The 14,142-nt window shown below is 38.5% G+C and carries 5 protein-coding genes and 1 riboswitch; of the genes, 3 read left to right on the top strand and 2 right to left on the bottom strand.

The genetic code is table 11. The features are described from left to right. Positions 1–4: 4 nt before the first annotated feature. Entirely contained in the window at positions 5–8,260 is an 8,256-nt protein-coding gene (locus tag CFPU101_RS07695) for a type I polyketide synthase (RefSeq protein WP_206814743.1), read from the bottom strand. A gap of 174 nt (positions 8,261–8,434) precedes the next feature. Between CFPU101_RS07695 and CFPU101_RS07690 the strand changes: the two genes are divergently transcribed. Together CFPU101_RS07690 and CFPU101_RS07685 are read left to right on the top strand one after the other, a co-directional pair. Beyond that, on the top strand, positions 8,435–10,282 hold the full coding sequence (locus CFPU101_RS07690) for a type I polyketide synthase (RefSeq protein WP_206814742.1): 1,848 nt from the start codon (positions 8,435–8,437) through the stop codon (positions 10,280–10,282). An 11-nt stretch (positions 10,283–10,293) separates the two neighbouring features. Beyond that, a complete protein-coding gene (locus CFPU101_RS07685) occupies positions 10,294–11,964 on the top strand; it encodes a hypothetical protein (RefSeq protein WP_206814741.1) in 1,671 nt (556 codons plus the stop codon). Between the two features lie 233 nt (positions 11,965–12,197). Here CFPU101_RS07685 and psaC read toward each other — a convergent pair whose 3' ends face one another. Continuing rightward, positions 12,198–12,443: a photosystem I iron-sulfur center protein PsaC gene (gene psaC, locus CFPU101_RS07680; RefSeq protein ID WP_206814740.1), complete on the bottom strand. Its 246-nt coding sequence runs from the start codon at positions 12,441–12,443 to the stop codon at positions 12,198–12,200. 275 nt (positions 12,444–12,718) lie between these two features. Next, positions 12,719–12,855, top strand: a riboswitch (guanidine-I (ykkC/yxkD leader). A 92-nt stretch (positions 12,856–12,947) separates the two neighbouring features. Here psaC and speB point away from each other — a divergent pair. Beyond that, positions 12,948–14,138, top strand: a complete 1,191-nt coding sequence (speB, locus tag CFPU101_RS07675) for an agmatinase (protein WP_206814739.1) — start codon at positions 12,948–12,950, stop codon at positions 14,136–14,138. Positions 14,139–14,142: the final 4 nt, after the last annotated feature.

The following is a 14,142-nucleotide window of genomic DNA, read 5'->3' as shown; positions in this document are numbered from 1 at the left end:
TTGATTAATAATTGAGGTTCTCTAATACTTCATTGAGTAGGTCTTCTGCTTCGGAGTCTGAGAGATGTTGTAAATTTGTTATTTCTGATTTTTCTAAAGGCTGTTTCGGATCTAAAGTTTTCATTAGATAGTTGACTAAATCGGTAGCAGTTGGGTAATCAAAAGCGATCGTAGAAGGTAAGGTACAATTTAAAGTCATCGCGAGTCGATTTCTGAGTTCAACTGAGGTTAGGGAGTCGAGACCAAGTGAGATCAATCCTTGATTTGGATCAATAGTATTAATCGATTTTAAACCAAGTACGGTAGCGATTTGTAATAAAACGTGTTTCATTAAATCGTTTTTTTCTACACTCTGTACAGACGTGCTAGTGATAGCATTATGGGCTGTTGGTTTAATTTCGCTCAAAAATGTAGAATTTTGGATGTTTGACCAATTAATCGACATGACACCAATTTGGGTCAAATCACTACCCAGAACTTGTTCTAGAACGGTTAAATAGTCTGAGGGTGCGATCGCTTGTATTCCTGATATACCTTGGCTAATATGAGTATTTTTGGCAGATAAACCCATTCCGTCCCACATTCCCCAATTGATACTTATAGCAGGAAGTCCCAAGCCACGACGGGCAAATGCTAAACTATCGAGAAAGCTATTAGCGGCGGTATAATTGGCTTGTCCTGTACTCCCTAATAAGGACGCTGCCGAAGAAAACATGATAAAGAAATCTAGTGAGTGATTTTGGCTAAATTGGTGTAAGTTCCAAGCCCCTTGAATTTTAGGTAAATATACCTGCTCAAAACGCGACCAAGTTTGATTTTCTATAATTCCATCATCAAGAACACCTGCTGCATGAATGATTCCTCGTAGTGGAGGAAATGTCTTAATATTTTGGAATTCAGCAACATCATGACTATTTGACACATCAGCTTGTATGACTTGAATTGTTGTCCCTAGACTGGTGAGTTGTGTAATAGTTTCCTGAACGTGTGTAGCAGGTTGATGTCTTCCGACTAAAATAAGATGTGATGCGCCTTTTGTAATCAGCCATTGAGCGACTTTTAAGCCGAGATCTCCTGTTCCTCCTGTAATCAAATAAGTGCTATTACTGCGAATAACAGTGCCTTTAGGGGGAGTAATTAAGATTTTGCCGATATGTTCGGAACGCTGCATTTTACGAAACGCATTTCTAGCTTGTTCCCAGGAAAAGACTTGATAAGGTAGAGGTTGAAGCTGCTCGTTTTCAAACAAGATCAGTAATTGTTTGAGCATTTTTTGAATAAGATGGGGTTTTTGTTGCGCAAGTGAGAGTAAATCACAGCTTGTATAAAATACATCAGCCCGAATTTGTGCGACTTGTTCGCTTTGCCAAATTCCTTGTTTACCAATTTCTAGAAAACGACCGCCAGATGAGAGAATAGATAAGCTGTTTGGGATAAATTCACCACTAAGGCAATTTAGAACAACATCGACTCCTTTTCCTTGAGTTAGCTTCATTACTTCATCAGTAAAATCAAGGGTACGAGAATTCATAATATGGTTCACACCTTGGGTTTTTAGATAGTCCCATTTCCCCTCTGATGCAGTTGCGAAGACTTCCGCACCTATGTATTGTGCAATTTGAACGGCTGCAAGACCTACTCCCCCTGCTGCTGCATGAATAAGTACACGTTCCCCCGCTTTGAGTTTAGCCAAATGATGAAGGGTATAATAAGCAGTAAGAAAAGCACCTGGAATCGTTGCTGCTTCAAAATCATTTAAGTTTTCAGGTTTTTTAGTGACTATATTTGCATTAGCAGTGACATATTGACTAAAACTACCTGTAGCAACAGCAATTACAGGATCACCTATTTTTAAATGTCGCACTCCTTCACCAATAGCGACGATTTCACCGACACATTCTAAACCTAATTCCCCCACCGAAGACAGTCCTAACACATTCAGTAAATCTCTAAAATTGAGTCCAGTTGCTGAAACTTGAATTTCTACTTCATCAAATTGAGGTGAATGACGCTCTTTTGGTTGCCATGTTAAATGATCGATAGTTCCTCTTTCAGATATGGCTAACTGTAAAGGTTGTGTTGATTTTTCATTTAAAGAACAACGAACTAATCTAGCGACATAACGTATACCATCTCGATACGCGATTTGATCTTCTTGGCTAAACGAGTTAATTTCAGAAGACAAAGCCTGAATATCGTTATTTTTGGCATCTAGATCAATGCGGACACAGTTTAATTCTGGGTGTTCTAGTGCGATCGTTTTTCCCATTCCCCACAGAGGAGAAGCTGTAAGATCATTTATATTAGGAAGATGATTTGTTACTGCTTGTGTGCCGCGTGTGATTAGATAAAAACGAGTTCTTGGGTAGTTTTGCTTGACTAAGGCTTGCACTAAATATAAAGTGCTTTGAGTGCTAAGTTCTAAACTGTCTGCGGGGTCTAAACTCCAAAGATAAATAACTCCTGTTAGTGATTCTAATGAGTTCAATAATTGCTGATACTCTTCGGGATTTTGTCTGTTAAGATCATTGGGAAATACAAGTGTACAAGATTGGGATTTTAATTCCAACAAATTCGCTAATTCTTGAGCTATTCCTGTATAATCCGCAAAAATAAGCCAGTGTATATCTTCTTTTTTCGATTTATAGACGGGTATTTGGGGTTGCGGTTGCCATTGAATCTGATAAAACCAATCTTGATCTATTTTATGGTCTTGTCCGAGTAATGTTTGTGAATTGGCTCTTTTTGATGTAATTCCTTTGATTTGGGCGATTATTCCTTGTTCATCAAATAATTGTACGTCAGCAATGATTTGATTTTGTTCAGTTTGGGGACGCAGTTGAACATAACTCCAAATGTTTGAACTCAAGGGACGGTAAAAGCAAACTTGTTCGATAGCTACAGGTAAATAAGTTTCTGATTTTGTCCTAGTTGGAAAAGCAGCTAAAATAACTTGAAAACACGCATCAAGTAAACTTGGATGATATAAATAAGATTCTAGGTCAAGCAGTAAAGTAATTTTTCCTAAAGCTTTACCATTTTGTCGCCAAAGTTTTTTAATTCCTCGGAAAGTAGAACCATATTTTAATCCTTGTTTTTGACATTGTTGATAGAAAGTCTCGACGGAAACAGGGATGAGTTCTTGTTGAAGTTGAGAAAGATCGATGTTTGTTTTATCTAAAGAAGTTTGATGAGTTGTAACTGTCCCAAAACTATGTAATTTCCAATTTTCTTGATCAAGTGAACTATAAATTTCAAATGATGCTTGTCTGTCGTCTTTTTTTAGAATAACTTGTACTGTTTGCGTCTCTGAGAGAGCAAAGATTAACGGTTTAGAAATAGTTAAATGTTCTAGAACCAAATTTGCTGTTTTGAAAACCTTTGACCCTGCGGCTAAAGCTATTTCGATGTATGCTGTAGCAGGTAAAACGGGGACTTGATACACTTGATGATCTTTAAACCATTCTGGCGACGACAAGTCACCGCTTAGAGTATCTACACTGAGACAAGATTGAAAGATAATTTCCTTTAAGGCTGATGGTAAACGTTGTCCGAGTAATGGATGAACATTCGACGATGGACGAGGGGGAACCAATATTTTAGAAGGTGGATCAATCCAATAGCGTTTTCTATGCCATGGATAGGACGGTAAACTGATTTTACGACGCTGATAATCTTGATCAAAACTAATCCAATCGATCACCATTCCTTTAAGATAGAGTTGGGCAACACTCTCTAGCATCTGTTCCCAGTCTGAATTAGGCGATAAACTGGGTAAACATAAATAATTTTGAGTCGTGTCTGGTGTCATTTCTGCTAAAATCCTGCGACCCATCCCAAGTAATACAGGTTTACTACCACATTCGAGAAACACCTGATAGCCATCTTGCAACAACGCTTTAAAACCATCAGCAAACCGTACTGGTTTGGTTATCTGACGACACCAATAATCTGATGTAGCGATTTCATTTGTGATCAGATTGCCTGTTACATTAGAAATAAGATCGATTTGCGGTGAAAAATAACGAATTTCTTGCGCCACTTTCCTAAATTCTGCGATCATCGGTTCCATCAAGGGAGAATGAAACGCATGAGAAGTATTCAAAAACTGGGTTTTAATTCCATGAATGGCTAAAAGATCGATGATTTTTTGCAGGGTTTTCCGTGTCCCCGAAATAACTGTATTTTGTGAACCATTCAACGCAGCAAAGGCAATTTCTGACGTTACAGGACGAATCAGTTCTTTTACAATTGATTCATCGGCCATTACTGCGACCATTTCACCATCTTGGGGTAAAGCTTGCATCAGTTTAGCCCGTGTTGCAATTAATTTCAGTCCATCTTCTAAACTGAAAACACCCGCTACAGTTGCCGCAACATATTCACCGACACTATGACCCATTACCGCAGTTGGCACAACCCCCCAAGATTGCCATAATTTAAACAGTGCGTATTCTATGGCAAATAAAGCAGGCTGTGTATAGATGGTTTGGTCGATGGGTAAGACGTGACCATTTTGCTTAAATGAGGGTGGATACAAAACATCGAGTAAAGATTGATTGAGGAACGGTTGCAAAATTTCAGCACAGTAATTAAGCGTTTCTCTAAATAGGGGTTGCGTCTCATAGAGTTGTCGCCCCATATTAATGTATTGTGAACCTTGTCCCGTGAACAGAAAAGCGATTTTAGAAGGAACATTATTAACCTGATAAGATGTAGGGTTTGCTAATTTTCTCTGTAACTCTGGGATAGATTCCGCAATAATGGCTATGCGATCGCTGTACTGAGATCGTCCTGTATTCGCGCTAAAACAAAGATCCGTTAAAGAAATATTCGGATTTTTTGTTAAAAATTGTTGATATTGCTTGACTAAATTACAAAATGCTATGTCAGATTTGGCAGAGAGGGTCAACAAATGAAGCGGACGATCTTGATTTTGGCGGGGCTTTTCGGCTACTGGGGCTTCTTCGAGGATGACATGAACATTAGTTCCACCAATACCCAAGGAATTTACACCAGCGCGACGCGGAGCCCCTTCTGATGACCAATCTTGTAGCGTTGTATTGACATAAAAAGGACTCTGTTTAAAATCGATGTTCAGATTAGGTTTTTCAAAATGCAGTGTAGCTGGGATTTTTTGATGATACAGTGCGAGAACCGTTTTAATAAAGCCCGCAATTCCAGACGCAATTTGTAAATGTCCGATGTTGGTTTTTACTGAACCAATGGCACAATAACCTGTTTTCTGAGTATAGGTACGAAATGCTTTTTCTAGTCCTGCGACTTCAATGGGATCACCAAGGAGTGTACCAGTACCGTGTGCTTCTAGATAACTAATGGTTTCTGCATCGACTCCTGCATTTTCTAGCGCTTGGGCAACAGCGCGGGCCTGTCCATCACCATTAGGTGCCAGATAACCGACTTTCGTACCACCATCATTACTCAGGGCTGATCCTTTGAGTACGGCATAAATGCGATCGCCATCTTGAATTGCTGTTTCTAAGGGTTTGAGAACAACGAAACCGCAACCACTCCCAAAAATGGTACCACTGGCCTGTGCATCAAAAGCCCGACAATGACCATCGTTTGAAAGAATCATCCCCTCTTGATAGAGATAGCCGATTTTTTGCGGAACTTGTACCGATACACCTCCTGCTAAAACGATGTCACATTCACCATTTTTCAGACTCATTGCGGCGAGATGTATTGCAGCTAGTCCAGTTGAACAAGCGGTTTGAACATTGATACTAGGCCCCGTCAGATTGAGTTTATAAGAGACTCGCGTGGTTAGATAATCTTTGTCATTTGCCACCATCATCTGAAAACCACCCATTGAATCAAGTGTAGTGACATTTAAGGAATCATTGGGGTCAAGTTGATGACGGTTGGGATAAATATTATTCAATAGATAGGTATTCATCGCTGCACCCGCATAAATACCGATTTCACCTGTATAGGTTTGGGGGTTCAGATGGGCATCTTCGAGGGCTTCATAAGCACATTCGAGTAACAGTCGTTGTTGTGGGTCTAATAATTCGGCTTCTTTGGCGGAAAATCCGAAAAATTCAGCATCAAAGCTTTCTATTTGATCTAGAATAGGACTCGCTTTAATATAATCAGGATTTTGAACCAATTCAGGCGATACACCCGATTTTATGATTTCTGTGGTGTCAAAAAAGCGGATCGATTCTACTCCATTACATAAATTTTGCCAGAATTGATCGATATTATTCGCCCCAGGAAAACGGCAGGATAAACCAATTACAGCAATATCGCCCTGAATAATTTGTTTTTTAGGTTTGGTTGAAATTGAGTTTAGGGGTTGATATAAATACGTTTTTAGCGTATGTAAAGTGGGATGGCGAAATAGATTGGCAATTGATAGCGATCGTCCTAAATATTCTTGAATTTGTTGCTGAACTTGGACGAGGAGAAAAGAAGTACCACCCAATTCAAAAAAGTTATCATGCAGACCAATTTCTGATTTTTGTAGAATGTCTTGCCAAATGCGTTTAAGATCTTGTTCAATTTCGCTGAGATTAACTTTTTGACCGAGAGACGCAATATTTTGTTTAAATTCACCTGTTTTAAATCTTTGAGCGAGTTCAGAACGCTGTATTTTACCAATGGCGGTTTTAGGGATAGCGGTTTTCTCAATCCGAATCAGATAATCTGGATTAATACCCATGTGTGTTACAAGAACTCGCCTAATCTGATTTAATAAGGGTTGATCATTTTCTAAATCACTACTAAAAAAGATGGCTAACCGTTCGGTTGCGTCCTCATCTTCAGTAACCGCGACTGCTGCGGTATATGAAACGGCTACCCCCTCAACTTGAGAAACGATCGCTTCAATTTCATGACTATAATAATTAGTCCCATTAATAATAATGATTTCACTACTGCGACCCGTCAGCACCAAGTGACCCAACCGAATTAAACCCAAATCGCCTGTTTTAAACCATCCATCCGCTAAAAATGCTGCTTGATTGGCTTCTGTGTTCTGATAATAGCCTTTACTAACTGCTTCTCCTTTTATCTGTAAATAACCTATTTCACCTTCTCGTAAAACGTGATTTTGCTCATTAACAATTCGTAATGTAATACCAGGGATTGGCGTTCCTAAATCAGCAAATGTTCCCCCTTGTTCGACATGAAATTTAAACGCTTCAGTTTCGTTAGTATTATAAGTAATTCCAGAACCAACCTCAGCCATGCCAAACGCGGGCCTAATGGCGGTTTGAGATAAATGATAGGGTTGCAGTTGTGCTAAACATCCTTGAATCGCATTTTGAGTAATATTTTCTCCTGCGGTAAGTAGAAAACGCACACAGGATAAGTCCCATTGTGATAATTGATTTTTGAGTTGGTCATTGAGTAACGCATAGAAAAAGTTCGGCGACCAACTATGAGTAACTCTGTACTGATTAATTAAATCGAGCCAGTTTAGAGGACGTTTGAGGATATATTCTTTTTGGACATAAACAGCAGTACAACCGAGTAAACAGGGGCGTATATGCCAGTCGGAAATACTACCAATATGATCGAAAGGAAGCCAGTTGAGAATAATGTCATCCGAGAGATGATGATTATGTAAATTTGCCCCAACAGCACGAGATATTATGTTTTGATGGGTCAGTTGAATACATTTGGGAACACCCGTACTACCAGAAGTCAGATTAAAAAAAGCAATATCATCACTCTGAGCTTGATAATAGTCGGTAGTTGGTGATACTGAGTAATCAATCCTCAAAATACGTGAATATGACAGTGATTGAGCAGAAATAATCAGAGGTTGTTCTAAAAATGTCCAGAGATGATCTAGTTTTTCTCTAACAGGTTGAGTTGTCGCCATTTCGAGAATGACGGGAACAAAACCACCCAAAATACATCCCCAGAAAGCAGCTAAAAGTTCATCTGTTGCTTCGAGTTGTAGGATAACTGGATCTTGCGGTTGTAAACCTGCTTGTCTTAGTCGTGTGAGAATTTTTGAGGCGTTTTCGAGTAATTCCTGATAAGACTCGGTTTTGACTTTTCCGTGACGATCTAGATAAATTAAACAATTTCTTGTTGTTGAAGCCGCTTGTAGCAAGATTTTGGGTAAAGTCGTTGGTATATCGTGTTTTTTGGGCAGAATACCCCCATTGCTGATAGCTAAAGGTTGAGCGATAGACTGATCAGAATCAATCTGAGATTTTGCCTTGTCGGTGGCTAAAGAGGGTTGGGTTTCTCTACGAGGGGGGTTTGTCGGCTCGACCATTGGTTTTATACTAAACCTACGTTCTTATTAGATCTCTAACAGTGTTTTTTATCTTATATACTTTAAAGGACGATGAACGAACAAACAATAGATCTTAAGCTTAACCATGACAGTTTGTTGATAATCTTGATTCCATTTTAATAACTGTCGGAAAATTTTAATTGTAGATTAGGGATGATATCTAACTTAAACTCAAACCCCATCGAAGAAGTTAGTAACGTTAAACGAGCGATCGCAGCGATTCAACAACTTCAGGCTAAAATAGAGCGTTTAGAACAAAATTTACACGAACCCATTGCTATTATCGGGATGGGTTGCCGTTTTCCAGGTGGTGTGTCTGATCCTGAAACATTTTGGCAGCTTTTAGAAAAGAGTGGTGATGCAATTACTGATATTCCTAGCGATCGTTGGGACAGCCAAACCTATTATGATTCAAATCAGGCGAGTCTCGGTAAGATGTATGTCCGTCAGGGTGGCTTTTTATCTAATTTACAAGATTTTGATGCTCAGTTTTTCCGCATTGCACCACGAGAAGCGATGAGTCTCGATCCTCAGCAACGTCTACTCTTAGAGGTGAGTTGGGAAGCGTTAGAATCTTCGGGTATTGCCCCAGAAAATCTCAATGGTAGTCAAACTGGGGTGTTTATTGGCATTTGTGGTAATGATAACTGGCATCGCTTACTTAAACGAGATGTCACTGACATTGATGCCTATTTAACGACAGGAAATACCCACAGTATCGCGGCAGGACGTTTATCTTATAGTTTAGGTTTAACAGGCCCCAGTCTGGCTGTAGATACCGCTTGTTCGTCTTCTTTAGTAGCGGTTCATCTAGCAATTTCGAGTTTACGGAATGGAGAATGTGATCTCGCTCTTGCGGGTGGTGTAAATAGTATTCTGTTACCCGAAGTTAGTATTAATTTTTCTAAAGCGCGAATGTTGTCACCTGATAGCCGTTGTAAAACCTTTGATGCGTCGGCTAATGGTTTTGTACGATCGGAAGGATGTGGCATCATTGTTCTAAGACGTTTAAGTGATGCGATCGCGTCTAAAGACAATATTCTAGCTGTCATTCGAGGTTCTGCAATTAATCAAGATGGGCGTAGTAGTGGTTTAACCGTCCCCAATGGCCCCGCACAACAAGCAGTGATACGACAAGCGTTGAATAATGCCAAAATTGAACCAGAACAAGTTAATTATATCGAAACACATGGGACGGGAACGGCTTTAGGTGATCCGATCGAAGTTGGGGGGTTAGGAGCAGTTTTTGAACAAAATCTATTAGTCTTATTAGGGGCAGTAAAAGCGAATATTGGACATTCGGAAGCTTCAGCAGGTATCGCAAGTTTAATCAAAGTTATTCTCGCACTACAACACGAACAAATTCCCCCTCAAATCCATTTTAAATCCCCAAACCCGAATATTAATTGGAACGATTTACCGTTTACAATTCCCACTCAGCTTACCCCTTGGAAACGCGGTAATATATCCCGTATTGCGGGGGTTAGTTCCTTTGGTTTTAGCGGTACTAATGCTCATGTTGTCATCGAAGAAGCACCATTACAAGAAACAGAAACAAACGATATTGCTCTAAATCTTTTTACATTGTCGGCAAAAAATGAGAAAGCTTTAAACGAATTAGCCCGAAAATATCAAGTTTATTTCAATTCTCACCCAAATTATTCTCTTACTGATATGTGTTATACAGTGAATACAGGACGATCGCATTTTTCACACCGTTTATGTATTATTGCCACCTCAATAAAAGAATTACAGCAAAAATTGAATTTATTTATTAATGGACAGATAACTAATGATGTTTTTTACGGTCAAATCCCAACACAGAAAACGGCTAGTTACACTTTAGAAAACCAGTTAGATAATTTACAAACCATCGCACAGCTTTATTTACAAGGAGAATCAATTAACTGGTCAGAACTATATCAAGATTATCCTTGTCGTAAAGTCATCTTACCTACTTATCCGTTCCAGCGTCAACGATTTTGGATTGATCTAGACTAAAAAAAGAGGTCATGAAATTATTTAATCAATCTACTAGATTTTGGCTAATTGCTAGTTTAATTCCACCTCTATATTTTGGAATCATTACTCTATTTTATGCGTTAAGTCAGCCTTATGTTGTACAAGATGATGCGCGACAGCATATTATCTGGTTTCAACAGTTTATCGATTCTGAGTTATTTAAAAATGATTTAATCTTTAATTATTTTCAATCCGTCGCCCCAACAGGTTATAAATTATTTTATTGGCTCGGTGCAAAACTCGGTATTTCGCCGATGTTACTTGCTAAAATTATTCCAGTTTTTTTAGCAATGATTACCACAAGCTATTTTTATAAATTCTCTCTTATTATTTTACCAATTCCCTTTAGTGCTTTTCTATCGACTTTAATCTTAAATATCAATATTTGGCTAAAAGATGATTTAGTCTCTGGAACTCCTAGAGCTTTTGTCTATCCGATTTTTGCGGCTTTTTTGTATTATTTAGTTAGACGTTCCCTTATTCTTTGTTTGATCATCATTGCTTTACAAGGTTTATTTTTCCCTCAATTAGTTTTTGTTCAAGTTCTTTTATTAACCATTCGTTTATTAGAATGGAAGAATAATCATTTTAGATTTATTCTAGATAAAACAAATTATCTCTTTTGGAGTTTAGGATTAGTTGTATCTTTTTTAGTGCTTCTTCCTTTTGCACTACACATTTCAGAATTTGGTTCAGTAATAACCTTAGAACAAATGAAACAAATGCCAGAATATTATATCAATGGAAGAATCGAATATTTTGGTTTTAATCCATTATTTTTACCGTTTAAAAGTAGTTCTGGTATAGGTGCGCCAACTTTTCCGCCATTTATTTGGCTCAGCTTAGGTTTACCATTTGTTTTAAAAAAATCACAGTTTTTAGCTAGTTTAGTGAATCAAGAATTAAAAATACTTTGGCAACTTTTACTAGCTTCTTTAATTATGTATATAGCCGCTTCTATTGTTCCATTACGTCTTTATTTTCCTGGACGTTATACTTATCATAGTCTTAAATTTGTGATGGCAATATCATCAGCTATTGTTATTTTAGCGTTACTGAATTATTTTGATACAAAATTAAAGCAAAAATTTTCAATTCAAACAACTAAATTTATCCTAATTTTGGTAGCTATTATATTTTTATTACCTGCTTTCACACCCGCTTTATTTTTAAGATTACAAGAATGGAGAATTGGGAAAAATCAAGAAATATATCATTTTTTTGCCTCAAAACCTAAAGATATTTTAATAGCCTCCTTAACACCTGATACCAGTAATTTACCTGCATTTGCCCAACGTTCAGTTTTATTTAGTACCGAATTTGCCCTACCCATTCACCCTGTTTATTACAATCAGATGCAACAAAAAGCAATTGATTTAATTCAAGCGCAATACAGTTCAAATTTAGCTGATATACAAAATTTGATTAAAAAATATGGAATAGATTATCTGATGATTGAACCAACATTTTTTAACTCTGATTATTTATTACAACGAAAATGGCTGATTAATAGTTCTTTTAATGATATTGTTTTAAAAACGACTGCAAAATTAAAACAAAATCAATTACCTGCTCTTACTCAAGTAATTAATCTGTGTTCAGTAAAAACAACAGAAAAGTTAATAGTATTAGATGCTGAGTGCATTACAAAAAAGAATTAAATTCGGTTTTGCTGAATAGCTATCTTTTTTACCGCTTGTTCAATTGCAATTGTTCCATGACGTTGAGTAACGACTAATCAAGCAATCTTCAGCTTTTGTCACATTGCCATACCCTATTTCTACCTATCTCATCGGCATGATTTGACTAAAAAAGAGGGAAAAACTCCCTCTACATCAAGAAATAATGTCCAAAGACTTTAAACAGAATGATTGCCTTTATGAAAGAAGGGGACTTAGTAAGCTAGACCCATACTACGGGTTGTTTCAGGGCCAAGATAGACCCGAATACTTAAGAAGTCGGTCGGACAAGCTGTTTCACACCGCTTGCAGCCTACACAATCTTGTGTACGAGGAGAAGAGGCGATTTGTCCAGCTTTGCAACCGTCCCAAGGTACCATTTCTAATACATCGGTGGGACAAGCACGTACACACTGAGTGCAACCGATACAGGTATCGTAAATTTTAACGCTATGAGACATTGAGTTAATGACTCCTTGAGTGTTCTCTTTGTTATCATTCTGGATTATCGGCTAGTTTACCCCACACAGCGAAATTCCCTTCTTAAATAGCTACATAACTTCAAAATACGTTACAGAACTTAGCCCAGATTTTTCAGTTTCATCCTAAATTAAATAGTAGGTATACACGTTGATCTATCTCAAAATTTCAAATTTTTGTAGTTTTTGATACTTTCTATAGGATTAACAGTTGCTATGCTCATCTTTAGCTTAAAAAGCTTGGTATATCGACATATATTTATTGCTTCTAGGGTTCCGGCTAACTGCGTCAGGTCCAAGAGAAGCAAGCTACCTTTACTAAAAGACATTTAGGCTTAATTAAATTTAAGTCCCTTGATAGGTGGCTACACGGAGGGAAAAAAGCCCGGGAGAAATCATAGATTAGCACAAAGGCTCTAAGATGATTCTCTTGGGAATTTGTGCATCTATACTACTTTGTATGGCCATCACAATAGGAGTTTACAGATGAGTGACTACCCTTTCCAACCACCGAATAGTGATAATAATGGACATTCTTCGGAAGCCGAACGAGCCTTAGAACTAGAGCAGCGACTGCCTTTGACGGGTTGGCAACAAGAAGTCAATCAAGGTTTAGAATACGGACTCGAAGCGGCCGAGAGTATTATTGATCGTACTATATCGACCTTCTCTCGTGGTGAATTGCCACACTACGCGGGAATTAATACTTTTATGAAGGCCCCCTATTTAGAAGATGTCCGACAAGTAGGTAAATATGATGTAGCAATTGTCGGTATACCTCATGATTCTGGCACAACTTATCGTCCTGGAACACGTTTTGGGCCGCAAGGAATTCGCCGCATCTCTGCACTCTATACCCCCTATAACTTTGAATTAGGGGTTGATTTGCGTGAACAGATCAAGATGTGTGATGTGGGCGATATTTTCACTATTCCAGGCAATAACGAAAAGTCATTCGACCAAATTTCCAAAGGTGTCGCACATATCTTTAATTCTGGCGCATTTCCGATTCTTTTGGGTGGTGATCATTCCATTGGTTTCCCTACTGTACGAGGCATTTGTCGTCATTTAGGCGATAAAAAAGTCGGAATTATCCATTTTGACCGCCATGTAGACACTCAAGAAACCGATTTAGACGAACGGATGCACACTTGTCCTTGGTTTCATGCAACCAATATGAAAAATGCCCCCGCTAAGAATCTCGTACAATTAGGGATTGGTGGATGGCAAGTCCCCCGTCAAGGTGTGAAAGTCTGTCGAGAACGGGCTACTAATATCTTAACCGTGACTGATATTACCGAAATGGGATTAGATGCGGCAGCGAATTATGCGATTGAACGCGCTACAGATGGTACAGATTGCGTTTGGATTAGTTTTGATATTGACTGCATTGACGCGGGATTTGTTCCTGGTACAGGTTGGCCTGAGCCAGGTGGACTACTCCCTAGGGAAGCACTCGGTTTACTGGGTAAAATTATCCAAAAAGTTCCAGTCTGCGGTATCGAAGTTGTCGAAGTTTCTCCCCCCTATGACGTTAGTGATATGACTTCACTAATGGCAACACGAGTCATTTGTGATTCAATGGCGCATTTAGTGTTATCTGGGCAATTACCACGCAAGGAAAAACCCGCTTATATTCACCCCGAAGCACAACCTGAATTAGTGGCCTGGACTTAAAACC

The sequence above is a fragment of the Chroococcus sp. FPU101 genome (assembly GCF_017312365.1).
Classification (GTDB): domain Bacteria; phylum Cyanobacteriota; class Cyanobacteriia; order Cyanobacteriales; family Microcystaceae; genus Chroococcus.
This window is presented reverse-complemented; position numbering and strand designations above follow the sequence as displayed.